The organism is Rugamonas rubra (assembly GCF_900114705.1).
Taxonomy (GTDB): Bacteria; Pseudomonadota; Gammaproteobacteria; order Burkholderiales; family Burkholderiaceae_D; genus Rugamonas; species Rugamonas rubra.
This window is the reverse complement of record NZ_FOTW01000009.1, coordinates 40,044-62,625: the sequence shown is the minus strand read 5'-3', so window position 1 is coordinate 62,625 and position 22,582 is coordinate 40,044. Positions and strand designations below refer to the sequence as shown.

Below are 22,582 nucleotides of genomic sequence, written 5' to 3'. Positions count from 1 at the left end.
CGCCGCCCCGGCGCTACGCCGCTACGCCTTCACCGGCAACACCAGCACGAAGCGGGTGCCCACGCCGAGCGTGCTGTCGACGTCGATCTTGCCGCCCAGCAGGCCGTAGACGATGTTGTAGACGATGTTCAGGCCCAGCCCCGAGCCGCCCTTGCCCAGCTTGGTGGTGAAGAAGGGATCGTAGATCCGTCCCATGTTCTCCGGCGCGATGCCGCCGCCGTTGTCGCTGACGCAAACCTCGATCATGCCGCCGTCGAGGCGGCGCGCCGTCACCAGCACCTCGCCGCTGTCGTGGCCGTCGAAGGCGTGGCTGAGGGCGTTGTTGATCAGGTTGATCATCACCTGGCCGAAGGGGCCGGGGTAGCTGTCCATCTCGATGTCCGGCGGCACCTCCTGGCGCACCGTGATGCCGCTCTTCTTGAAGCTGGGCAGCAGCACCAGCAGGATCTCGTTGACCACGTCGTGCAGCTGGAACAGGCGGCGCTGCGAGGTGGTGCGGTCGACCGCCACCTGCTTGAAGCTGGCCACCAGGTCGACGGCGCGGTGCAGGTTGCGCAGCACGATCTCGCCGCCGGCGCCGACGCTGTCGATGAAGGCCATCAACGTCGAGCGCTTGAGCCCTTCGGCGCTCTGCTTGGCGAAGCTGCTGGTCTGGTCGATCAGCGTGCTGACGGCCAGCAGGCTGTTGCCGATCGGGGTGTTGAGCTCGTGCGCCACGCCGGCCACCAGGGCGCCCAGCGCGGCCAACTTTTCGCTGCGCACCAGCTCGTCCTGCGCCAGCTGCAGCGTGGCCAGCGACTCGGCCAGCTCGGCGTTGGCGCGCACCGTCTGCTCGGTGCGCACCTGCACCAGCTCCTCCAAGCGGTCGCGGTACTGCATCAGCTCGACCTCGCCCTTCTTGCGCTCGCTGATGTCGGTCGAGACGCCGCAGATCGCCCAGATCTTGCCGTGCTCGTCGAGCAGGGGGAACTTCTCCGACAGGTAGGTCAGCGGCACGCCGGTGCTGTCGGGCACCACCTCCTCGTAGGTGACGGCCTGGCCGCTGTGGCGCACCTGGCGGTCGTTCTCGAGGATCACGCCGGTGCTGTCCTCGGGGAACAGCTCGGTGTCGTGGCGGCCGATCGGCTCGGGCGTGCCGGGCGGCAGGATCTGGCGGAAGCGCTGGTTGACCAGCAGGTAGCGGCCGTCCATGCCCTTGACGTAGACGATCGCCGAGGTCTTCTCGATGATGCTGTTGAGCAGGGACTGGCTGCGCCGCAGCTCGGTCTCGCGGGTGGCGATGGTGGCGAGCATGGCGTTGAAGGCCTCGGCCAGGCGGCCCACCTCGTCGTGGGCGACGACGGGCGCGCGCAGGTCGAAGCGCTGCTCGCGGGTGACGCGGTCGGCCACGCGCGACAGCGCCAGCAGCGGCTGGGTCACCAGGCGGCGCAGGGCCAGCATGTGCAGCAGGCTGCCGATGCACAGGGTCAGCAGCACCACCGCCAGCACCAGGCCGTACTGGCGCAGGCGCGCGCCCAGCAGCGGCATGGCGTACTCCACCTCGAGGTAGCCGACCACCTCGCGCTCGAAGCGCACCGGCACCAGCATGGTCAGGAATTCGCCGTGGAAGCGGTGGCCGTGGCCGGCCAGGTCGGCCGGCCACAGGCAGGGCGTGGCGCCGCCCCGGCTGTATTGGGCGAACAGCTGGCGGCGCGCGTCGAACAGGCAGGCGCCGTGCACGTCGGGGCTGCCGCGCAGCGCCGCCAGGGTGCGCTTGGCGGCGCCGCGGTCGCCGAAGTTGAGGTCGACGTCGAGGTTCAGCGTGACCAGCTCCATGCGGCTGGCCAGGTCCTGCACCAGGCGCGGCCGCACCGCCAGCACGTCGTAGGAGGCCAGCGTCAGCAGCGCGGCCAGCATGGCGATGGCCGCCGTCAGCACCGACACCAGCAGCAGCTTGCGCTGCAGCGCCAGGTCGCGCAGCGGCACCAGGGCGGGCCGGGGGCTCATTTGGCGCCGCCGCCGACGACCCGCTCGGCCAGGCCGAGCACGCGCGGGTTGAGGCCCAGGCCGGACTGCTTGGTGGCGTTCAGGTTGACTTCGAAGCGGATGCTGCCGTCGACCAGCATCAGGTTGATCATGCCGCCGTCGTTGAGGAAGCCGGCCGAGTCGCCGATGGTGAGCACGGCCTGGTCGCGCAGGCGCGCCAGCAGGGCGGCCTGGCGCGGCTTCTCGGCGGCGCTGATGTAGAGGGCGTGGCAGGCCGCCGCGTCCTCGCCGCGGGCCAGGCTGCGCAGCTCGAGCGGGTGGGCGCCGGCGCTGCGGCTGTGCAGTTCGCGCCCGATGTCGGCCGTGCCCTGGCCCAGCAGGCACAGCACCAGCGGCGCGCGCGGGTCGGCGAAGGCGGCGGCCGGCCAGCTGGCGTAGCGGGTGAAGTTGAGGATGTAGGCGGCCTTGATCTGCGGCTCGGGCAGGGCGGCCAGGTCGTCGGCGCCGGCCGGCGCGGCCAGCGCCAGCGCCAGCAACCATGCCGCCGGCCGGGGCGGCCGCGCTGGCCGGCGCCCCGGCCGCTGTGTCGGCCGTAGGGCCGGCCCCGGCCCTGGCGCCGGCGCGGCTGGCGTGTCGAACGTGCTGGCGGCCGCCCTCATCGGAGCGCGGCGGGCAGCGGGCATGGCGGGGCGGCGCCGTCGGGGCGCGCGGCGTGCAGCGTTCGCCTCGGCATCTGGCCCTCCCTTCATGCGGGACTCGGTGTGCGCGGCGGCGCCGGGGCGCCGCGTTGGCCCGGTTGGCGGCGCTGAAAAGACTTCCACGCCGCAACTAACTTTGAAGATTCTAGCCGAATCGCTGCGCCGTGAGTGGAGATTTTCGCATGGCGCGCCCGGCTCGGCGGGGATGTCGCAAATCGTTCCTAAAAGATACAAACGCGCTTGTGATGGCGGCGGAATTGGGGAATACTTTGTGCTGACGACGGCAAGCTGGGAGGGGCGCATGGCGAACGGCACAGCAGGCAAGCGGACGGCGCCGCCGCAGCGGCGCCAGCCGTCGACGCTCCCGCCGGGGCTGGCTGGGGGGCCGGGTTTGGCCCCGGGCTTGGCCCTATCGTTGGCGCTGTTGTTGGCCGCCCCGGCACGCGCCGACGAGGAGGCCGATTTCGACCTCAGCCTGGAGCAACTGCGCAACATCAAGGTGCTCACCGCCACCAAGACCGCCACCCCGTTGCACGCCACGCCGGCCGTGGTCAGCGTGCTCACCGCCGACGACATCGCCCGCTACGGCTACCAGAGCGTGGCCGAGGCGCTGTCCCACGTCGCCGGCTTCGTCGAGAGCGACGACCGGCTCAACCACAACTTCGGCGTGCGCGGCATCAACGCCGGCGCCCAGTCGGCCAGCCGCTCGATCAAGCTGCTGCTGGACGGCCAGCCGATCGCCTTCCGCAGCACGCAGCAGCAGTGGAGCGGCCTCGAGCTGGTGCCGATGGGCATGGTCGAGCGCATCGAGGTGGTGCGCGGGCCGGTGTCGGTGCTGTACGGCGCCGACGCGCTGCTCGGCGCCGTCAACATCATCACCCGCCGCGACGGCGCGCCGCGCCTGGCGCTGGGCCGCGAGTGGGGCCGCGACGGCCGCTCGGCCACGCTGCTGGCGGGCAGCGGCACGATCCAGTTCGCCCAGCACGCGCTGGTCTGGGGCTTCCAGGGCGCGCAGGAGGAGCGCGGCGGCCTGGCGCTGCCGCGCATCTCGCCCGACTACGCGCGCTTCGCCAAGACCCCCGCCGCGCCGCAGGACACCAGCGCGCCGCGCAGCCTGTACCTGCGCGACCTGTGGACGGACGGGCGCGACGAGCTGCAGACCAGCCTGTTCTGGCAGCGCCAGGACAGCGACAACGTCTTCGCCAGCCTGAACCCGCTGCTGCGCCCGCCCAGCCACGTCACGCTGGAGCAGGGCTACCTGCGCTTCAACTACAGCCACATGCTGAGCGAGCGCAGCACCCTGCGCGCCAGCCTCAGCTACGGGCAGGGCCGGCCGGCCGCCGGCGACCTGGTGCGCACCGGCGCCGCCGACTACTATTTGCTGCGCAGCTTCGGCTACCAGGCGCTGGACGGTAGTGCCGAGTGGCTGTGGCAGCCCGCCGCGCAGAGCAGCCTGCTGCTGGGCGTCGACCTGCTGCGCGACCGCGAAACGCTGGAGTCGTTCCAGCGCCACAGCCTGCTCGACGGCGGCAATTTCCAGCTCAGCGCGCCGGGCCGGCGCACGCTGCGCAACAGCGGCCTGTACGCGCAGTGGCAGTTCGGCCTGGGGCAACACTGGCAGGCGATCCTGGGCGGCCGGCAGGACCGCCACGGCGTCTACGGCAGCCAGCGCTCCCTGCGCGCCGGCCTGGTCGGCACGCTGCCCGGACAGTGGGGCTTGAAGCTGCTGGGCGGCACCGGCTTCCAGGCGCCGTCGGCCGAGCTGCTGTACCGCACCGCCGTGCAGCCGGGCGACCTGCGCGGCAACCCCGAGCTGGCGCCGCAGAAGTCGAAGACGCTGGAAGCGCAGCTGAGCACGCCGCCGTCGGCGCACTGGAACGCCAGCCTGGCCGTGTACCACACCAAGGTCAGCGAGCTGGTGACGCTGGAGCAGGCCTTCTTCAACGTGGTGGCGCGCAACAGCAGCGACAGTACCGTCAACGGCGCCGAGCTGGAGCTGCGCTACCAGCGCGACTGGCTCAACGCCTACGCCAACCTGAGCCGCGCCAACACCCAGCGCGGCGTCAACCGCTACACCTTGGCGCCGCTGGCGCAGCGGCCCGACGGCGAGCTGTTTCCCAGCAATAGCGCCAACTTCGGCGCCAGCGCCAGCCTGCTCGAGCAAAGATTGCTGCTGAGCATAGACAACCGCTACGTCGGCGCGCGGCCGGCCGCCACCGCCAACGTGCTGCTGGCCAACCAGGAGTACCGCCTGGCCGCGTATGTCGACACCACGCTGACGGCGCGCTGGAGCGTCGACAAGCATTCACAGCTGCGCCTGCAAGTGCGCGACCTGGGCAACAGCCGCTATGTCGACCCCGGCGTCGGCGGCATCGACTATCCTTCGCTGGGACGGCGCTATGGGCTGCAATATGAATACCGTTTCTAGGCGGCGCCGCGCGCTGTTGCTGCTGCTCGCCGGCGCCGGCGCCGGCGTTGGCGCTGGTTGTGGTGGCGGCGGCGGCGACGCCGCCACGCCGCTGCCGGCCAACCCGCTGCAGGCGATGCTCGACCCGAACGCGATCAACATCGCCTCGGTCGGCTGGCGCACCTCGACGCGCGACGCCTTCCTGCTGGCGGCCAAGCAGATCAACGACGCTGGCGGCGTGCTGGGCAAGCGCCTCAACGCCATCGCCCTGGTGGCGCGCGACAACGCCGAGGCGCAGGACATGGGCGCCCAGCTGATCGCCGCCGGCGTGCCCATCCTCAACGTGTCGACCTCGACCCGCGTGCTCAACCTGCTGCCGCTGGCCATCGCCAAGGGCGTGCCCATCCTCACCGAGTCGAGCTCCTCGCCGGCGCTGACGAGCATCGCCGACGCCGACCTGGTGTTCCGCGTCGGCGTCTCCGACGTCGACGCCACGCCGGTGCTGGCCAAGCTGGCCTTCGACGCCGGCAAGCGCCGCGCCGTGGTGCTGGTCAACCAGGGCGACGCCTTCGGTGCCGGCCTCAACAGCCTGTTCACGCCGGCCTTCCAGGCGCTGGGCGGGCAGGTGGTGGCGACGGTGGCGGTGCCCTTCGGGCTGAAGAGCGGCTTCGCGCCGTATCTGCAACAGGTGTTCGACGCCAAGCCGGACGTGGTGCTCAACGGCATTCTGGCGGCCGACATCTCGGCCAACGTGCTCAACGAGGCCTTGCCCTACCAATATGCCGGCCTGTGGCTGCTGCCCGGCACGGCGGCCGGCAACCAGACCTTCATCGACAACTTGGCCGACCCGCGCCAGATCGCCGGCGGCGCCGCCGGCTCGGCCGCCACCATCGGCTTGTACGGCAACGCCTCCCACCAGTTCTTCCGCCGCAGCTACCTGGCGCAGTACGGCGCCGAGCCGCAGGACTTCACCGCGCCCACCTACGACATCGTGATGCTGATGGCACTGGCGATCGAGCGCGCCGGCCTGCTCAACGGCAGCAAAAACCCCAGCGGTCCGATGATCCGCGACAGCCTGCGCCAGGTGATGAACGCGCCCGGCCAGAAGGTGCGGCCGGAGGACATCGCCGCCGCCCTCGATCTGCTGCGGCGGGGCGGCGACGTCGCCTACGCCGGCGCCTACGCCGACATCGAGTGGGACGAGCACGGCGACATCGTCGGCCAGGTGCCGTTCACCGTGTTCCGCCTGGACGCCGCCGCGCGGCTGTGGGACGCCTCGCGGCAGATCGTCATCGGCCTGCCGCGCTGAACTTGGCAATGCGGCGACAATTTGATGTGGATCAAATACAACGCTATTGCATAATTGCCATAATGGATGCGTATCAAGATGGCGCCGAGCGGACCGTGCGTTTCCGCCGCGCCCGATTGGCCGGAGCGTGTTCCGGCCGCCCCCTTGAAAGCAGCCAATGACCACCAACACCATGCATGCCGCCGTCGTCGAAACCCTGGGCCAGCCGCTGGCGCTGCGCGAACTGCCGATTCCCGCCGTCGGCCCGGGCCAGATCCTGGTCAAGACCGAAGCCTGCGGCGTCTGCCACACCGACCTGCACGCCGCCCACGGCGACTGGCCGGTCAAACCCTCCGTCCCCTTCATCCCCGGCCACGAGGGCATCGGCCTGGTGGTGGCGCTGGGCGAGGGCGTCACCGCCGTCAAGCTGGGCGACCGCGTCGGCGTGCCCTGGCTGTTTTCCGCCTGCGGCCATTGCGAACATTGCCTGGCCGCCTGGGAAACCGTCTGCGGCGAGGCCCAGTTCGGCGGCTACACGCGCAACGGCGGCTTCGCCGAGTACATCCTGGCCGACCCCAACTACGTCGCCCGCATCCCGGCCGGCCTGTCGGCCGCCGACGCCGCGCCCATCATCTGCGCCGGCGTCACCTGCTACAAGGGCATCAAGGAAAGCGGCGCCAAGCCGGGCCAGTGGATCGCCATCTCCGGCGTCGGCGGCCTGGGCCACCTGGCCATCCAGTACGCGCTGGCGATGGGCCTGCGGGTCTGCGCCATCGACGTCGACGACGGCAAGCTGGCCCACGCCAGCCGCCTCGGCGCCGAGCTGGTGTTCAACGCCTCGCGCGGCGACCCGGTCGGCGACCTGCGCCTGGCCACCGGCGGCGGCGCCCACGGCGTGCTGATCACGGCGCCGTCGCTGAGCGCCTTCCACCAGGGTGTGGCGATGACGCGCAAACGCGGCACCTGCGTGCTGGTCGGCCTGCCGCCGGGCGAGTTCCCCACGCCGCTGTTCGACGTGGTGGCCAACTGCATCACGATACGCGGCTCCTTCGTCGGCACCCGCCAGGACATGGCCGAGGCGCTGGCCTTCGCGGCGGCCGGCAAGGTCAAGGCCGACTACGAGTTGCAACCCTTGTCGTCGATCAACAATGTGTTCGACCGCCTGCAGAGCGGCCGCGTGCCCTCGCGCGTGGTGATCGACTTCGGCGCCGCCTAAGCCCGGGACCGGGCCCGGGGCCGGCGAACGGCCCCGGTGGACGATAGCGTGGGTTTATCGGAGGGCATCTTGGTGTTGCTATAATACAATGCTATATCTAGTCAATACACTGTTACAATATGTACTAACGTAGTTGCTGGCCGTACTGGCCGGCGAAATCCGCACAGCGTAGGGCCTGTGCCAGTGCCGGTTCGAATCGCGACCGTCTAGATGGGAGTGGTGCCATGATCCATGCAATCAATAATTCGTCTTTAGCCTCCGCGGTGATCGCGGCGCGGCGTGCCGCGCCTATCCGCATGCCGGACCGCATGGACGAACCTTCCGAAGCCGCCTACGAGGCCGATCTGGCCGTTAGCGAGCTCGACGTGACTGAACAGGCCCGCTCGCAGGCTGTGGCCAGCAGCCTCGACATGTCGTCCGGCAACACGAAAAGCACCCAGCCGGACACGCAGTCGAAGGCGCAGGGCGGCATCGGCAGCGAGGACGCGGCGACCAAGTTGGCTTTGGAGCAATTCTTTGAAGGCCTGCAACAGCTGGCCAACCGTCCCGAGACGCAGATCTTCCAGGCCCGCTTCGGCCTGGCCGCCGCCAACGCCAAGGACGGCGTCGAGCCGCTGACCAAGCCGGACGTCGCCAGCGAGTTCCACAAGTTCGACAGCGCCGAGTTGGAAAAAGTGGCCGATACCGACCACGACGGCAAGATCAGCGAAGAGGAACTGCGTCGCTACCAGATGCCGCTGACCTACCGCAGCGCCCGTTCCGAGCATGCCGCCCTGACCGACAGCCCGTCCGCCTTCACGCTGGCCGAGGCCCATCGCGCCTACGGCGTGGTGGCCAGCGCCGTCGCCCTGCAGTAGTCGGCTGGCGAGCTTCGCCCGGCACACCGGCCGGCACCTGGCGTTTGCGCGCCACGTGCCGGTTTTGTTTTTTCAGTCCTTGAACTCGGGCGCCCGCTTGGCCATGTTGGCCATCATCGATTCCTGCAGGTCGTTCGACATCAACATCGCCGCGTTCCAGGTGGCGTTGTAGTTCAGGCCGTCGGCCACCGTGTGGTCGCGCGCGTAGCCGAGCATCTCCTTGACGCCGCGCACCGACAGCGGCGACTTGGCGGCGATGGCGGCGGCGATCTCGCGCACGCCGGCACGCAGCGCCTCGGGCGTGTCGAAGACGCGGTTGACCAGGCCGATCTGGCGCGCCTCGGCGCCGTCGACGCGGCGCGCCGTGTAGGCCAGCTCGCGCGCCATGCCGTCGCCGATCAGGCGCGGCAGGCGTTGCAGGGTGCCGACGTCGGCCACCATGCCGATGTCGATCTCCTTGATGCTGAACCAGGCGTCGGCCGAGCAGTAGCGCATGTCGGCGCAGACGATCAGGTCGATGCCGCCGCCGACGCAGGCGCCGTGCACCGCCGCCAGCACCGGCTTGCGGCAGCGTTCCAGGCTGCTCAGGGTGTCCTGCAGGTCGAGGATCAGGCGGCGCAGCGCCTCGCGGGTGCGGCCGTCGCAGTCGTTGCGGATCTGGCCGCCCAGGCTCATCATCATCTGCAGGTCGATGCCCGAGGTGAAGGCCTTGCCTTCGCCCTCCAGCACGGCGACGCGCGCTTGCGGCGCGGCGTCGATCCATTGGAAGGCGGCGCGGATGTCGTGCCACATCGCCAGGTTCATCGCGTTCATCTTTTCCGGGCGGTTCAGGCGCACGGTGGCGATGTGGTCTTCGACGCTCAGCGTCAGGGTGTCAAACGAGGGGTGGGTGCTGCTCATCGATGCTCTCCTAGTGTGGGAAAGGGCGCGCGCGGCAGATGCCGGCGCGCGCCGTGGATGCTGCGTGGACCTGCTGACTATAGTGAGACGGCCAGTTCGGTGCCCTGCTTGATGGCGCGCTTGGCGTCCAGCTCGGAGGCCAGGTCGGCGCCGCCGATCAGGTGCACCTTGCAGCCGGCCGCCAGCAGCTCGGCCTGCAGCTCGCGCTGCGGTTCCTGGCCGGCGCAGATGACGATGGTGTCGGCCGGGATGATGCTGTCCTTGCCGTCGACGGTGACGTGCAGGCCGGCGTCGTCGATTTTGCGGTAGTCCACCCCGGCGACCATCTGCACGCCCTGGTTCTTCAGCGAGGTGCGGTGGATCCAGCCGGTGCTCTTGCCCAGACCTTCGCCGACCTTGGTGGCTTTGCGCTGCAGCAGGAAGACCTGGCGGATGCTGGCCTTCTGCTCCGGCTTCTGCAGGCCGCCGCGGTTGCTGTTGCTGGTGTCGACACCCCATTCGGCGAAGAACTGCGCCTTGTCCTGGCTCGAGCTGTGGCCGCTGTGCAGCAGGTATTCGGCCACGTCGAAGCCGATGCCGCCGGCGCCGACCACGGCCACCGTCTTGCCGACCGCGCACTTGTCGCGCAGGACGTCGAGGTAGCCGACCACCTTCGGATGGTCGATGCCGTCGATGGCCGGCGTGCGCGGCGTGACGCCGGTGGCCAGCACCACGTGGGCGAATTCGCCGGCGATCAAGTCCCGCGCGCAGACGCGGCGGTTGAGTTCCAGCTTGACGCCGGTCAGCTCGATCTGGCGGCCGAAGTAGCGCAGCGTTTCGTAGAACTCCTCCTTGCCCGGCACCTGCTTGGCGATGTTGAACTGGCCGCCGATCTGCTCGGCACCGTCGAACAGGGTGACGTCGAAGCCGCGCTCGGCGGCGGTGGTGGCGAAGCTCAAGCCGGCCGGGCCGGCGCCGACCACGGCGACGCGCTCGCGCTTGGCGGCCGGGACGATGGTCAGGATGGTCTCGTGGCAGGCGCGCGGATTGACCAGGCAGGAGGTGATCTTGCCGTTGAAGGTGTGGTCCAGGCAGGCCTGGTTGCAGCCGATGCAGGTGTTGATCTGGTCGGCCTTGCCTTCGGCGGCCTTGCGCACGAAGAAGGGGTCGGCCAGGAAGGGGCGGGCCATCGAGATCATGTCGCAGAAGCCGTCGGCCAGCAGCTGCTCGGCCACCTCCGGCGTGTTGATGCGGTTGGTGGCGATCAGCGGAATGCCGACCTTGCCCTTGAGCTGCTGGGTGACCCAGGCGTAGGCGGCGCGCGGCACCTTGGTGGCGATGGTCGGAATGCGCGCCTCGTGCCAGCCGATGCCGGTGTTGATGATGGTGGCGCCGGCCGCCTCGATGGCCTGGGCCAGTTGCACCACCTCCTCGTGGCTGGAGCCGCCCTCGACCAGGTCGAGCATCGACAGGCGGTAGATGATGATGAAGTTGGCGCCGACCCGTTCGCGCACGCGGCGCACGATCTCGACCGGGAAGCGCATGCGCTTGGCGTAGTCGCCGCCCCATTCGTCGTCGCGCAAGTTGGTGCGGGCGGCGATGAACTCGTTGATCAGGTAGCCCTCGGAGCCCATGATCTCGACGCCGTCGTAGCCGGCGTACTGGGCCAGGCCGGCGCAGCGGGCGAAGTCCGCTATGGTCTGCTCGACCTCCTCGCCGCTCAGCGCCTTCGGCACCACGGTGTTGATGGGCGCCTGCAGCGCGCTCGGCGCCACCGCGTTCTTCTGGTAGGCGTAGCGGCCGGTGTGCAGGATCTGCAGGGCGATCTTGCCGCCTTCGGCGTGCACGGCGGCGGTGACTTCCTTGTGGTGCTCGGCCTCTTCCTCGGTGCACAGGGCGGCGGCGCCGCGCATGGCGCGGCCGGCCTCGTTGGGGGCGATGCCGCCGGTGACGATCAGGCCGACACCGCCACGGGCGCGCTCGGCGTAGAAGGCGGCCATGCGGGCGTAGCCGTCCGGCGCCTCCTCCAGGCCGACGTGCATGGAACCCATCAGCACGCGGTTGGGCAGGGTGGTGAAGCCGAGGTCGAGTGGGGCCAGCAGGTGGGGATAGGTGGTCATGGCGGTCATGGCGGTCCTGGAGGAAAAGTGGGTGGAGGATTCAGTGAATAATTCAGTGAATAAAAAAACACTATGCAACTGGTTTCATAATCGTAGGTCAAAATCCGCAATTACGCAACTGGTTGCATAATTGGATTGCCGGGTTTAGACTGCGCCGATGTCACTCTCACACGCCTTACTCACCTCGCTGCTGGAAAAATCGTCCTCGGGCTACGACCTGGCGCGCCGTTTCGACAAGTCGATCGGCTACTTCTGGCACGCCACCCACCAGCAGATCTACCGCGAGCTGGGACGCATGGAGGAGGCGCTGTGGATCGAGTCGGTGACGGCGCCGGACGCCGGCAAGACGCGCAAGCGCATCTACAGCGTGCTGCCGCAGGGCCGCGCGGAGTTGCAGCGCTGGGCCGCCGAGGCCAGCCCGGTGATGGACCTGCGCGACGAGCTGACGGTGCGCCTGCGCGCTGACGCCGTGATCGGCCCGCTGGGCATGGAGGCCGAACTGCAGCGCCACATCGTGCTGCACCAGGCCAGCCTGGAGCGCTACCGCGAGATCGAGCAGCGCGACTTCCCGCCCGACCGGCCGCCGACGCGGCGCCTGCGCATCAACCACCTGATCCTGAAGAAGGGCATGCTGTACGAGGAAAGCTCGATCCGCTGGGCGCGCGAGATGCTGGTGGTGCTACTGGAAGAGGATTGCGCGGCGGACTGAGTCGCAGCGGCCGGTGTGACTGTTGTCGAGCCGGTTTTCGCCGGCGGCTCGCTATTTCTTTGGCGCTGGGGCAGGGGCTTGGTCGATTTGTTTTTGCACCTTGTCGAGCAGGACGGCGGTCGCCTCCAGTTGGCGTTGCACTTCCGCTTGGGCGGCGCTCATGTTCTTGCCAGATTCAAACGAGGCAAGCATGTTCGAGAGCACGGTGGCGTTGAACGCGGCGATGCCGAAAACGCTCGCCAAGCCGATGCTGATCGCAGTGACGACGACCGTCGTTCGTAGATTGTTGATGCCTGCTTTTACTTCCGCAATGGTGATGGCCATTGCCGAGATCTTCTCGTTGAGCAAACCGGCGAGCGCGTCAATTTTCCCCTCGATGCTGGCCATTTTGACGTAACCCTGGACAATTTTAATGTCCGTTTCAGCCATTCTCGCGTCGGTTCTGGCCTCGGCCATTGCCAATTTCGCATCCAATTCTTCCCGCTGAAGCTCGCTCATGCCGCCTCCCAGCGCGCCTTGCGCCTATGTCACCAGTGTAGGCGAAAAATCGTCGACGTGAATGGCATGCGCGCGGGGCTTGCGCTGGCTCGCCCCGCCGTGGCCGGGCGCCTACTGCTGCGCCATCGACTGAGACTCGCGCTCCGGCGTCGAGGAGATGCGGTGGATGGCCAGGTCGGCGCCCTGGAACTCGTCCTCCGGTTCGAGGCGGATGCCGACCACCAGCTTGAGGCCGCCATAGATGACAAAGCCGCCGACGACGGCGATGACCGCGCCCATCAACGTGCCGACCAGCTGCGCCGTGAAGGAGACGCCGCCGATGCCGCCCAGCGCCTTGCTGCCGAAGATGCCGGCCGCCAGGCCGCCCCAGGTGCCGCACAGGCCGTGCAGCGGCCAGACGCCGAGCACGTCGTCGATCTTCCACTTGTTCTGCGCCAGCGTGAACATCCAGACGAAGATGGCGCCGGCGATGCCGCCGGTGACCAGGGCGCCCAGCGGGTGCATCAGGTCCGAGCCGGCGCAGACGGCCACCAAGCCGGCCAGCGGGCCGTTGTAGGCGAAGCCGGGATCGTTCTTACCCATCAGCAGGGCGACCAGGGTGCCGCCGACCATCGCCATCAGCGAATTGACGGCGACCAGGCCGTTCATCTTGTCGAGCGCCTGCGCGCTCATCACGTTGAAGCCGAACCAGCCCACCGTCAAAATCCAGGCGCCCAGCGCCAGGAAGGGGATGGACGAGGGCGGGTGGGCGGCGATGGCGCCGTTCTTCATGTAGCGGCCGCGGCGCGCGCCCAGCAGCAGCACGGCCGGCAGCGCGACCCAGCCGCCGACGGCGTGCACCACCACCGAGCCGGCGAAGTCGTGGAACTCGGCGCCCGTGGCCAGCTTGAGCCAGGCCTGCACGCCGAAGCGCTGGTTCCAGACGATGCCCTCGAAGAAGGGGTAGACCAGGCCGACCAGCAACGCCGTGGCGGCCAGCTGCGGATAGAAGCGGGCGCGCTCGGCGATGCCGCCGGAGATGATCGCCGGGATCGCCGCCGCGAAGGTCAGCAGGAAGAAGAACTTGACCAGCTCGTAGCCGTTCTTGGCCGCCAGTACGTCGGCCGAGGCGAAGAAGTCGATGCCGTAGGCGACGCCGTAGCCGACGAAGAAATAGGCGATGGTGGAAACCGCGAAGTCGACCAGGATCTTGACCAGGGCGTTGACCTGGTTCTTCTTTCTGACCGTGCCCAGCTCCAAAAAGGCGAAGCCGGCGTGCATCGCCAGGATCATGATCGCGCCGAGCAGGATAAAGAGTGCGTCGGCACCGTTGTTGCGTCCATCCATTGCGTTACTCCCCAAAATAAGGCGTCAAAATAAGTGCATGCACTATCAAAGCAATATTCATTCCATTTTGGTGCGAAATGTTAAGTGCTTGATTTTGAAGTTTATTCGCGGAATCGCCTCGGTGAGAATTCGCTGTAGAACGGTGCGTGGCGCACCAGGACGGCGCGCCATATTGGTGCGTTGTTCGGCGCGGTGCGGAGGAATGCGCCGCGACGGCGCGGCGTTGGAGGGGGCGGGGCGCCGCATTGGTGCATGTCGTGACGTCAAGGCGCCGGTGAATTCAACACCACCCAACGGCGTGGAGCCAGGGTCAGACCCTAGGGTCTGACCCTCGGTTTGCGCCTTGCGGTTCCGAATAGCGGCCTGCGGCTCAGGCCTTGGACAGCGCGTGGATGCGGAAGGGCGGACGTTGCAGCGTGCGCTCGTTGCGCAGCGGCGGCGGTGGCGGCACCGGCTCGCCGAGCGACTGCTCGACGTGCTGGCGCGCCAGCGGGAAGGTGTGCAGGTACAGGTCGAGGCACAACTCGTAGGCCGGCATGGCCGGCCAGTCCTGCGGCAGGAAGGCGCTGGGCAGCAGCGGATCGCTGGCGCGGCACTGGCGGTAGGCGTCGGCCACCAGCATGCGCAGGGCGAAGGCCTGGCGCGCGCTGAGCGCCTGGCCGTCGGCCAGGGCGTGGCGCAGCGGGGCGAAGCGGCGCAGGAAGGCGTGGTAGGGCGCGGCGGTGGCGTCCAGGTCCCAGGCCTGGCGGCCCATCTCCTGCAGCGGTCCGAGGCCGTCGACCTGCTGGCCGGCCACCTGCAGAACGCTGCCCCGCTGGGCCAGGCCCAGGGCCGGCGGATCGTCGCGGCCGCAGCGCTCCGGCATGGTCGGCCGCGCCAGCACCTGCGGCGCCAGCGCGCAGTAGCCCTGCTCGGCCAGGCTGCGGCGCAGCGCGGCGAAGGCCGGCGCGGTGCCGCTGCCGCCGGTGTTGATGACCAGGCTCCAGCTGCCGTCCCAGGCGTAGTCGGGCGGCGCGCTCAGCGCGTGCCAGGCGCCGCGCAGCTGCTCGGCGGCGTCCGGCAGCAGGGCGTAGGCGCTGCGCCGGCCGTAGCGGCGCGCGTACAGGCAGCCCTGCTCGGTCAGGCGGAACACACCGGTGCGGGTGGCGCGCGGGTCGACGCCGAACAGCGCCATCAATTCGATCAGGTCGCTCAGCCAGACCGCCTCGCCGCGCGGCATCACGCTGTCGCCGAAGATCTGCTTGAGCAGGGCGTTGGCGGTCGGCGTGGTTTGGCGCAGGCAGGCGTCGAGCCAGTGCGGGTCGCAGTGCGGCGCCGAGGCCAAGGCCAGTTGCGGCGTGCTCAGGGTGCGGGGCGCGCGCGGCGCGCGCAGTTCGATCGGCATGGCGTTCATAGCGCGCCGCCGGTCGCCAGGGCCGCCTCGGCCGGCGCACCGGTGTCGGGTACGGCCATCGCCGGCGCCGCCGCCGGCGCGTCGATGTTGTCCATCGCCGCCAGCAGCTCGGCGTGGCGGTCGGACAGGAAGCGGTCGATCATCGGGTACAGGATGCCTTCTTCTTTCAGGTGGTGCTGGCGCATCAGCATGCGCAGGGCGTGGGCCAGGTCGAAGAAGTCGTCGCGCTGGTGGCCGGCGATGGTGGCGGCCATGCGCCGCACCAGTTCGCGCATCTGGCGGTGCTCGTCGCGCATCACGCTGGTCGGGCCGCAGTTGTGGCCCATGCAGGCTTCCAGCGCGGGGAACAGCACGGCCTCCTCGAGGCGCAGGTGGTGCTCCAGGCACTGGCGGAAATCGGCGAAGTCGGCGTTGGCGCAGGGCCAGTTGCGGGTGGCGACGCGGGCCTCGGCCAGCGTGTACAGATCGTCGCACATGCGGTGATCGCGTCCCAGGAAGTTGCCGATGGTGCTCATTTGCTTTGCCTCTTCATGATTGCTTTGGTGTCAGCCTGCATTGTCACATTTGGTCAAGATTGAAATCTTTGATTCACATCAAGGATTTGCGTACTTGCCGCGCGTTACAGTTCGGCCTCGTCAATTGTCGGGCCACACCATGTTGTTGAGCGTATTCGAGAGATTCAAAATCAAGGACCGGCTGTTGTTGCCGATCGTGCAGGGCGGCATGGGTGTCGGCGTCTCGGCGCACCGCCTGGCCGGCGCCGTGGCGCGCCTGGGCGCGATGGGCACCATCGCCAGCGTCGACCTGCGGCGCCACCACGCCGACCTGATGGCCGCCACCGGCCGCAGCCGCGACCGCGCCCTGATCGAGGCGGTCAACCTGACCGCGCTCGAACGCGAGATCGTCCAGGCCAAGGCGCTGGCCGGGGGCCACGGCATGATCGCGGTGAACGTGATGCGCGCCGTCAGCCAGTACCCCGACCTGGTGCGCAAATCCTGCGAGGCCGGCGCCGACGCGCTGGTGGTCGGCGCCGGCCTGCCGCTCGACCTGCCCGAATTGACCGCCGAGCATCCGCACGTGGCGCTGATCCCGGTGCTGTCGGACGCGCGCGGCATCGCCCTGCTGCTGAAGAAGTGGATGCGGCGCCAACGCCTGCCCGACGCCATCGTCATCGAGAACCCGCGCTACGCCGCCGGCCACCTCGGCGCGCCCGACAGCGCCACCCTGAACGACCCGCGCTACGCCTTCCCGCGCGTGCTGGAGGAGACCCTGGCGCTGCTGCGCGAGCTGGGCATCGAGCGCGAGCGCCTGCCGCTGATCGTCGCCGGCGGCCTGCACCAGCACGCCCAGGTGCGCGACCTGATCGGCCAGGGCGCCAGCGCGGTGCAGCTCGGCACGCCGTTCGCCGTCAGCACCGAGGGCGACGCCGACGCCGGCTTCAAGCGTGTGCTGCTCGACGCCGGGCCGGACGACACCGTCACCTTCATGAGCGCCGCCGGCCTGCCGGCGCGCGCCGTGCGCACGCCGTGGCTGATGAACTACCTCGACAAGGAGGCCAAGCTGCAGGGCAAGGCCAAGGCCAAGGACTGCACCGTCGGCTTCGACTGCCTGCAGCAGTGCGGCTGGCGCGACGGCCTGGCCAAGGCCGGCCAGTTCTGCATCGACACCCAGTTGGCCTTCGCGCTGAAGGGCGACACCAAGCGCGGCCTGTTCTTCCGTGGCAGCGAGGCGCTGCCGTTCGGCCGCGCCATGCGGCCGGTGCGCGAGCTGGTCGACTACATGCTCAACGGCGTCGTGCCGGCGCCGGCCAGCGCCGCGGCCTGAGGCGGGCGCCACCCGAATTCTGTTTGTCCCGGCCACCACGCCGGTTTTCCTTTTGAGTGCAACCCCATGAACATGAGCCATACAGCCGTTCCCACACCGCCGATCGAGCTGGTTTGCCCGGCCGGCAGCCTGCCGGCGCTGAAGGCCGCCGTCGACAACGGCGCCGACTGCGTCTACCTGGGCTTCCGCGACGCCACCAACGCGCGCAACTTCGCCGGCCTGAACTTCGACGACGCCGCCATCGCCCAGGGCATCGATTATGCCCACCGCAAGGACTGCAAGGTGCTGCTGGCGTTGAACACCTATCCGCAGCCGGACACCGCCGCGCTGTGGCGCACCGCCATCGACCGCGCCGCGCAGGCCGGCGTCGACGCGGTGATCCTGGCCGACCCCGGCCTGATGCGCTACGCCTCCGACCACTATCCGAACCTGCGCCTGCACCTGTCGGTGCAGGGCTCGGCCACCAACTACGAGGCGATCAACTTCTACCACAAGCACTTCGGCGTGGCGCGCGCGGTGCTGCCGCGCGTGCTGTCGATGGCCCAGGTCGAGCTGGTCAAGGCCAACACCCCGGTCGAGATCGAGGTGTTCGGCTTCGGCAGCCTGTGCGTGATGGTCGAGGGCCGCTGCGCGCTGTCGTCCTACGCCACCGGCGAGGCGCCCAACACCCACGGCGTGTGCTCGCCGGCCAAGGCGGTGCGCTGGCAGCAGACGCCGAAGGGCCTGGAGTCGCGCCTGAACGGCGTGCTGATCGACCGCTACACGGAAACCGAGAACGCCAGCTACCCCACGCTGTGCAAGGGCCGCTTCGACGTCGAGGGCGAGAACTACTACGCCATCGAGGAGCCGACCAGCCTGAACACGCTCGAGCTGCTGCCGCAGCTGATCGGCATGGGCATCCGCGCCGTCAAGATCGAGGGCCGCCAGCGCAGCCCGGCCTACGCGGCGCAGGTGACGCGGGTGTGGCGCGAGGCGATCGACCAGTGCCTGCAGAACCCGGCGCGCTACTCGGTGCGGCCGGCCTGGATGAGCGAATTGAACAAAGTGGCGGAGGGGCAGCAGCACACGCTGGGCGCCTACCACCGCTCGTGGAAATGAATCAGGAGAGAACATGTTGAAACTCGCGTTGGGACCCATCCTGTACTACTGGCCCCGTGACACGGTACTGAAATTCTACGAGGAGGTGGCCAACAGCGCCGCCGACATCGTCTACCTCGGCGAGACGGTGTGCTCGCGCCGCCACGAGCTGCGCCTGTCCGACTGGCTCGACGTGGCCGAGCGGCTGCAGGCGGCCGGCAAGGAGGTGGTGCTGTCGACCCAGGTGCTGCTCGAGTCGACCGCCGACATGAGCACGCTGCGCCGCATCACCGACAACGGCCGCTTCATGGTCGAGGCCAACGACATGGGCGCGGTGCACTGCCTGGCCGGCGAGGTGCCCTTCGTCGCCGGGCCGCACCTGAACATCTACAACCCGCCGACGCTGCAGCTGCTGCACCAGATGGGCGCGAGCCGCTGGGTGATGCCGCTGGAGATGGGCCGGGCCGGCCTGGGCGTGATGCAGCAGCACCGCCCGGCCGGCATGCAGACCGAGTTGTTCGCCTACGGCCGCATGCCGCTGGCCTTCTCGGCGCGCTGCTTCACGGCGCGCCACCGCAACCTGCCCAAGGACAACTGCCAGTTCAGCTGCCTCGAGCACGCCGACGGCCTGCTGATGCAGACCCGCGAGAACGCCCCCTTCCTGGTCTTGAACGGCACGCAGACGCAGTCGGCGCTGGTCTACAACCTGGCCGGCGAGCTCGACCGCATCGCCGGCATGGGCGTCGACGTGGTGCGCATCAGCCCGCAGGCCGAGCACAGCATCGCCGTGCTCGACGCCTTCGACTCGGTGCGCCGTGGCGCCGCCACGCCGGCCCAGGCCTCGCAGGCGCTGCGCCAGTGGATGCCGGCCGAGGCCTGCGACGGCTACTGGTACGGCCGCGCCGGACTGGAACAGGGCGGCGCCGCCGAGCGCGAGCTGGCGTTGGCCGGGAGCGAGGCATGACGCCCGCCGTCGGCAGCGTGCCGCCGTCGCTGGCGGCGCTGCTGGGCAAGCTGCCTGCCTATCCCGGCTCGCTGCTGTTCGTCGGCGCGCTCAACCTGGCGCTGCGGCGCCACCTGCCGCAGGACGTGCGCGCCTCGCTGCAGGGCAAGCGCATGCGCATCAGCGTGCGCGACGCCGGCCTGGCCTTCGACTTCAGCTGGGACGGCGGCCGCTTCTGCGCCTGCCAGCGCGGCGAGGCGGTCGACCTGGTGATCGGCGCCAGCGCGCGCGACTTCCTGGCGCTGGCGCGCCGCGAGGAGGACCCGGACACGCTGTTCTTCTGCCGCCGCCTGTCGATGGAGGGCGACACCGAGCTTGGCCTGCTGGTCAAGAACACCCTCGACGCCATCGACGCGCCCTTGCTGGAACTGCCACCGCTGCCGGCGCCCTTGCGCTGGCTGGTGGCGCGCGGCGAGGCGCTGCGCGGCGCCGCGCCGAAATGAGACGGACCGCCGGGCGACGAAATCGGCCGGCGGGTCTGGCGTTAAGCCGCGCCCTGTCCTACACTGGTTCGCGGCGCCACTCCGGCGTCCTGTCCGATTGAAGGAGCGATGATGAGCAGCTGGCGCCGTCTGTGTGGTTCACTCTTGATGATGTTACCCTTGGCCGCCGCGGCGGAGCCGCCCGCCATCGGCGCGTTCGTCAGCGGCGGCATAGGGCTCGACGGACGCGAGGAGATGCTGGCGCAGCGCGGCCAGTACAACCTGCGCCTGAGCTTCGCCATGCGCGGCAGCGGCGAGTACCTGGGCGCGGTGGCGGTCGAGATCCGCGATGCCGCCGGCCGGCCGGTGCTGTCGGCGCCGGCCGACGGCCCCTGGTTCTACGCCCGGCTGGCGCCCGGCAGCTACCAGGTCATTGCCACGGCGGACGGACGCGAGCAGCGGCGGCCGGCGCGGGTGGCGGCGCGCGGCGCCAGCGAACTGGTGTTCTATTGGTCCGACAAGTAGGCCGGCGGGCGCCGATATTTGACGCCCGCTTGATCCAGGACACGTGCGCGCCGGCGCCGGCGCGGCGATGCGACCAGAATCGGCTGTGCGGCGGTGCCAATCCGGCGCCGCGCCGATTTCACCCCACTGGAGGACAGCATGGCGAACAACCTGACCCGTTTCGATCCGCTCGACGTAGGCCGCTTCGACCCGTTCCGCGGTTTCGAGGACTTTTTCCGCGAATTCCAGCCGCGCGCCCTGCGCGAGCTGGAGCCGTCGCCACGCATGAGGCTCGACGTGCGCGAGACCGAACAGGCCTATTCGGTGAGCGCGGACCTGCCCGGCATGAAGAAGGAGGACATCAAGGTCGACGTCGACGGCAAGCGCGTCACCATTTCGGCGCAGACCAGCCGCGTGTGGGAGGGCAAGGTGGGCGAATCGACCTTGTGCAGCGAACGTTATGTCGGCCAGCAGCGCCGCAGTTTCGAGTTGGAGAATGAAATCGACGACGCCGCCGTGGTGGCCAAGTACGCCGACGGTGTGCTCGAACTGGCTCTGCCCAAGCGCGCGGGAGGCGCCGGCAAGAAGAAAGTGGTGGTAACCTGAGGCATGGCGTCAACGCGCCGGTTGACCGGGCCGGCGCCAGCGCCGAAGCACCGGGCCTGGTGACATGGATTGAAGGCGCCCCGGCGCCGGGCGTTCCGGGGCGCGCACATTGACACCCCCCCCCCGCCGCCAAGGAGCGCAGATGAACCAGCCCAAGCCGCCTCCCGCCGCCGAACAGGCCGGGCAACGCCGCCAAATCGAGGCGCTGGCGCGGGTTTTGGCGCGCACCGAAGGCGCGCCACGCCTGTTCGAAACCCACATCTCCTGGGTGCTGGTCACCGAGAGCCACGCCTACAAGTTCAAGAAGGCGCTGCGGCTCGACTTCCTCGACTACTCCACGCTGCAGGCGCGGCGCCATTGCTGCGAGGAGGAGCTGCGCCTGAACCGGCGCCTGGCGCCCGAGCTGTATCTCGACGTGGTGGCGCTGTGCGGCGAGGCGGAGCAGCCCCGGCTGGCGCCGGCCGACGCCGCGCCGGCCGACGACACCGTGTTCGACTACGCCGTGCGCATGCGTGCCTTTCCGCAGCAGGCCTTGTGGTCGACGCGCCTGCCGGCCGGGCAGGTCGGCGAGGGCGAGATCGACCAGCTGGCGGCGCGGCTGGCGCGCTTCCACGCGGCGGCGGCGGCCGCGCCGCAGGGCAGCGATTGGGGCACGGCGGCGGCCCTGCGGCGCACCGCCGAACAGGATCTGGCCGAGGTGGCGGCGCTGCTCGACGCCGGCCCGGCGCGCGCCGACCTGCAGGCGCTCAGCCACCGGCTCGAGTATTGCGCGCCGGCGCCGGCCCGCTTCGACGAACGGCGCGTGCAGGGGCGGGTGCGCGAGTGCCACGGCGACCTCCACTGCGGCAACATCCTGACCTTGGACGGCGTCGTCGAGGTGTTCGACTGCATCGAGTTCTGCGACCGCTTCCGCTGGATCGACGTGGTCAACGACCTCGCCTTCATCGTCATGGACCTGCGCTTCCACGGCCGCGCCGAGCTGGCGGCGCGCCTGCTCGACCACTACCTGCGCGACAGCGGCGACTACGCCGGCCTGGCCATGCTGCCCTACTACCAGGCGATGCGCGCGCTGGTGCGCGCCAAGGTCTGCCTGCTGCGCGCGGCCGGCGGCGGCGGCGACGCCGCGCGGCAGGCGCAGCTCGGCCAGCAGTACCTGGCCTTCGCCGCCGCCGGCACCACGCCGGGACGGGCCGCGCTGCTGATCACCCACGGCTACGCCGGCAGCGGCAAGTCGCGCGCCGCCGAGCGGCTGGCCGGCGCGCTGGGCGCGATCCGCCTGTGCTCCGACGTCGAGCGCAAACGGGTGCGCGGCGTGGCGCCCAGCGCCAGCCTGGCGGCGCCGCCGGGGCGCGGCATCTACGAGCCGGCCAGCCGCCAGGCCACCTACGCGCGCCTGCTGCACCTGGCCCGGCAGGTGCTGGCGGCCGGCCTGCCGGTGCTGGTCGACGCCACCTTCCTGCGCCGGCGCGAGCGCGCCTCCTTCGCCGAGCTGGCCGGCGGCATGGGGCTGCCGTTCTTCGTGCTCGACGTGCGCGCCGCGCCGGCCACCTTGCGCCGTCGTCTGGCCGCGCGCGAGCGCGCCGGTGGCGACGCCTCCGACGCCGGCCTGGCCGTGCTGGAGCAGCAGTTGGCGCAAGCCGAGCCGTTGACGCCGGCCGAGCGCCGCAACGTGCTCGAGTTCGACAGCGACGCGGCCGAGGTGGACGGCGGGGCCGGCGCCCTGGCGGCGCTGGCGGCGCGGGTGGCGGCGCAGCGCTGACGCCGGGCCGAGCGCGGGGGGCGGTTTGGCC

20 protein-coding genes are annotated in these 22,582 nt (G+C 69.8%); 12 read left to right on the top strand and 8 right to left on the bottom strand.

Going from position 1 to position 22,582, the window contains the following annotated elements; genetic code table 11:
* Positions 1 to 21: 21 nt before the first annotated feature.
* Entirely contained in the window at positions 22 to 1,986 is a 1,965-nt protein-coding gene (locus tag BM252_RS09495) for an ATP-binding protein (RefSeq protein ID WP_093386788.1), read from the bottom strand.
* Positions 1,983 to 2,501 (bottom strand): TOL_0243 family YfiR-like periplasmic protein, encoded by a 519-nt coding sequence (locus BM252_RS09490; protein WP_245774173.1) that lies wholly within the window; start codon positions 2,499 to 2,501, stop codon positions 1,983 to 1,985. Before BM252_RS09490 ends, BM252_RS09495 begins: the two co-directional genes overlap by 4 nt.
* A gap of 565 nt (positions 2,502 to 3,066) precedes the next feature.
* On the opposite strand from BM252_RS09490, the gene BM252_RS09485 reads away from it, so the two are divergent.
* The 4 genes from BM252_RS09485 (at position 3,067) to BM252_RS09470 (ending at position 8,431) form a co-directional block, all read left to right on the top strand.
* Positions 3,067 to 5,091, top strand: coding sequence for a TonB-dependent receptor plug domain-containing protein (locus BM252_RS09485; protein ID WP_245774172.1), 2,025 nt, complete (start codon positions 3,067 to 3,069; stop codon positions 5,089 to 5,091).
* Entirely contained in the window at positions 5,075 to 6,379 is a 1,305-nt protein-coding gene (locus BM252_RS09480) for an ABC transporter substrate-binding protein (RefSeq protein WP_093386781.1), read from the top strand. The genes BM252_RS09485 and BM252_RS09480 overlap by 17 nt, the downstream gene beginning before the upstream one ends.
* A gap of 157 nt (positions 6,380 to 6,536) precedes the next feature.
* A complete protein-coding gene (locus tag BM252_RS09475; protein WP_174900469.1) occupies positions 6,537 to 7,574 on the top strand; it encodes a zinc-dependent alcohol dehydrogenase in 1,038 nt (345 codons plus the stop codon).
* Positions 7,575 to 7,882: 308 nt separating this feature from the next.
* Positions 7,883 to 8,431 carry an EF-hand domain-containing protein gene (locus BM252_RS09470; protein ID WP_139236376.1) on the top strand — a complete coding sequence of 183 codons (549 nt, stop codon included), beginning with the start codon at positions 7,883 to 7,885 and terminating at the stop codon, positions 8,429 to 8,431.
* 72 nt (positions 8,432 to 8,503) lie between these two features.
* On the opposite strand, the gene BM252_RS09465 is transcribed toward BM252_RS09470, so the two are convergent.
* Both BM252_RS09465 and BM252_RS09460 read right to left on the bottom strand, forming a co-directional pair.
* The gene (locus tag BM252_RS09465; RefSeq protein ID WP_093386776.1) at positions 8,504 to 9,331 is read right to left on the bottom strand and encodes a crotonase/enoyl-CoA hydratase family protein; all 828 of its coding nucleotides are present in this window, start codon (positions 9,329 to 9,331) and stop codon (positions 8,504 to 8,506) included.
* Positions 9,332 to 9,408: 77 nt separating this feature from the next.
* Positions 9,409 to 11,430 carry an oxidoreductase gene (locus BM252_RS09460; protein WP_093387250.1) on the bottom strand — a complete coding sequence of 674 codons (2,022 nt, stop codon included), beginning with the start codon at positions 11,428 to 11,430 and terminating at the stop codon, positions 9,409 to 9,411.
* A gap of 157 nt (positions 11,431 to 11,587) precedes the next feature.
* On the opposite strand from BM252_RS09460, the gene BM252_RS09455 reads away from it, so the two are divergent.
* A complete protein-coding gene (locus BM252_RS09455; RefSeq protein WP_093386773.1) occupies positions 11,588 to 12,139 on the top strand; it encodes a PadR family transcriptional regulator in 552 nt (183 codons plus the stop codon).
* A gap of 51 nt (positions 12,140 to 12,190) precedes the next feature.
* Here the strand turns inward: BM252_RS09455 and BM252_RS09450 are convergent, their stop codons facing one another.
* The 4 genes from BM252_RS09450 to BM252_RS09435 all read right to left on the bottom strand — a co-directional run bounded on the left by BM252_RS09450 (position 12,191) and on the right by BM252_RS09435 (position 15,871).
* On the bottom strand, positions 12,191 to 12,637 hold the full coding sequence (locus tag BM252_RS09450; protein WP_093386771.1) for a hypothetical protein: 447 nt from the start codon (positions 12,635 to 12,637) through the stop codon (positions 12,191 to 12,193).
* Positions 12,638 to 12,748: 111 nt separating this feature from the next.
* Entirely contained in the window at positions 12,749 to 13,963 is a 1,215-nt protein-coding gene (locus tag BM252_RS09445; protein WP_093386768.1) for an ammonium transporter, read from the bottom strand.
* Between the two features lie 370 nt (positions 13,964 to 14,333).
* Positions 14,334 to 15,356 carry a PaaX family transcriptional regulator gene (locus BM252_RS09440; protein WP_093386766.1) on the bottom strand — a complete coding sequence of 341 codons (1,023 nt, stop codon included), beginning with the start codon at positions 15,354 to 15,356 and terminating at the stop codon, positions 14,334 to 14,336.
* Positions 15,353 to 15,871, bottom strand: a complete 519-nt coding sequence (locus BM252_RS09435) for a hemerythrin domain-containing protein (protein ID WP_093386764.1) — start codon at positions 15,869 to 15,871, stop codon at positions 15,353 to 15,355. The genes BM252_RS09440 and BM252_RS09435 overlap by 4 nt, the downstream gene beginning before the upstream one ends.
* Positions 15,872 to 16,010: 139 nt before the next feature.
* Here BM252_RS09435 and BM252_RS09430 point away from each other — a divergent pair, with 139 nt between their 5' ends.
* The 7 genes from BM252_RS09430 to BM252_RS09400 all read left to right on the top strand — a co-directional run bounded on the left by BM252_RS09430 (position 16,011) and on the right by BM252_RS09400 (position 22,551).
* Positions 16,011 to 17,180, top strand: a complete 1,170-nt coding sequence (locus BM252_RS09430; protein WP_093387247.1) for an NAD(P)H-dependent flavin oxidoreductase — start codon at positions 16,011 to 16,013, stop codon at positions 17,178 to 17,180.
* 72 nt (positions 17,181 to 17,252) lie between these two features.
* Positions 17,253 to 18,278 (top strand): ubiquinone anaerobic biosynthesis protein UbiU, encoded by a 1,026-nt coding sequence (gene ubiU, locus BM252_RS09425; RefSeq protein WP_425442283.1) that lies wholly within the window; start codon positions 17,253 to 17,255, stop codon positions 18,276 to 18,278.
* 13 nt (positions 18,279 to 18,291) lie between these two features.
* Positions 18,292 to 19,221 (top strand): ubiquinone anaerobic biosynthesis protein UbiV, encoded by a 930-nt coding sequence (gene ubiV, locus BM252_RS09420; RefSeq protein WP_093386759.1) that lies wholly within the window; start codon positions 18,292 to 18,294, stop codon positions 19,219 to 19,221.
* Positions 19,218 to 19,703, top strand: coding sequence for a ubiquinone anaerobic biosynthesis accessory factor UbiT (gene ubiT, locus BM252_RS09415; protein ID WP_093386757.1), 486 nt, complete (start codon positions 19,218 to 19,220; stop codon positions 19,701 to 19,703). Before ubiV ends, ubiT begins: the two co-directional genes overlap by 4 nt.
* A gap of 147 nt (positions 19,704 to 19,850) precedes the next feature.
* Positions 19,851 to 20,207, top strand: coding sequence for a carboxypeptidase regulatory-like domain-containing protein (locus BM252_RS09410; RefSeq protein ID WP_139236374.1), 357 nt, complete (start codon positions 19,851 to 19,853; stop codon positions 20,205 to 20,207).
* Between the two features lie 138 nt (positions 20,208 to 20,345).
* Positions 20,346 to 20,792, top strand: coding sequence for an Hsp20 family protein (locus tag BM252_RS09405; RefSeq protein ID WP_093386752.1), 447 nt, complete (start codon positions 20,346 to 20,348; stop codon positions 20,790 to 20,792).
* A gap of 142 nt (positions 20,793 to 20,934) precedes the next feature.
* Positions 20,935 to 22,551: a bifunctional aminoglycoside phosphotransferase/ATP-binding protein gene (locus BM252_RS09400; protein ID WP_093386749.1), complete on the top strand. Its 1,617-nt coding sequence runs from the start codon at positions 20,935 to 20,937 to the stop codon at positions 22,549 to 22,551.
* The last annotated feature ends 31 nt before the right edge of the window (positions 22,552 to 22,582 follow it).

Bases quoted from the DNA above. Each gene is read 5' to 3' on its own strand.
- BM252_RS09440 (WP_093386766.1), bottom strand. From the start codon at position 15,356: ATGAACGCCATGCCGATCGAACTGCGCGCGCCGCGCGCGCCCCGCACC.
- BM252_RS09460 (WP_093387250.1), bottom strand. From the start codon at position 11,430: ATGACCACCTATCCCCACCTGCTGGCCCCACTCGACCTCGGCTTCACC.
- BM252_RS09455 (WP_093386773.1), top strand. From the start codon at position 11,588: ATGTCACTCTCACACGCCTTACTCACCTCGCTGCTGGAAAAATCGTCC.
- BM252_RS09450 (WP_093386771.1), bottom strand. From the start codon at position 12,637: ATGAGCGAGCTTCAGCGGGAAGAATTGGATGCGAAATTGGCAATGGCC.
- BM252_RS09430 (WP_093387247.1), top strand. From the start codon at position 16,011: ATGTTGTTGAGCGTATTCGAGAGATTCAAAATCAAGGACCGGCTGTTG.
- BM252_RS09470 (WP_139236376.1), top strand. From the start codon at position 7,883: ATGGACGAACCTTCCGAAGCCGCCTACGAGGCCGATCTGGCCGTTAGC.
- BM252_RS09495 (WP_093386788.1), bottom strand. From the start codon at position 1,986: ATGAGCCCCCGGCCCGCCCTGGTGCCGCTGCGCGACCTGGCGCTGCAG.
- ubiT (WP_093386757.1), top strand. From the start codon at position 19,218: ATGACGCCCGCCGTCGGCAGCGTGCCGCCGTCGCTGGCGGCGCTGCTG.
- BM252_RS09465 (WP_093386776.1), bottom strand. From the start codon at position 9,331: ATGAGCAGCACCCACCCCTCGTTTGACACCCTGACGCTGAGCGTCGAA.
- BM252_RS09410 (WP_139236374.1), top strand. From the start codon at position 19,851: ATGATGTTACCCTTGGCCGCCGCGGCGGAGCCGCCCGCCATCGGCGCG.
- BM252_RS09480 (WP_093386781.1), top strand. From the start codon at position 5,075: ATGAATACCGTTTCTAGGCGGCGCCGCGCGCTGTTGCTGCTGCTCGCC.
- ubiV (WP_093386759.1), top strand. From the start codon at position 18,292: ATGTTGAAACTCGCGTTGGGACCCATCCTGTACTACTGGCCCCGTGAC.
- BM252_RS09405 (WP_093386752.1), top strand. From the start codon at position 20,346: ATGGCGAACAACCTGACCCGTTTCGATCCGCTCGACGTAGGCCGCTTC.
- ubiU (WP_425442283.1), top strand. From the start codon at position 17,253: ATGAGCCATACAGCCGTTCCCACACCGCCGATCGAGCTGGTTTGCCCG.
- BM252_RS09445 (WP_093386768.1), bottom strand. From the start codon at position 13,963: ATGGATGGACGCAACAACGGTGCCGACGCACTCTTTATCCTGCTCGGC.
- BM252_RS09475 (WP_174900469.1), top strand. From the start codon at position 6,537: ATGACCACCAACACCATGCATGCCGCCGTCGTCGAAACCCTGGGCCAG.
- BM252_RS09435 (WP_093386764.1), bottom strand. From the start codon at position 15,871: ATGAGCACCATCGGCAACTTCCTGGGACGCGATCACCGCATGTGCGAC.
- BM252_RS09400 (WP_093386749.1), top strand. From the start codon at position 20,935: ATGAACCAGCCCAAGCCGCCTCCCGCCGCCGAACAGGCCGGGCAACGC.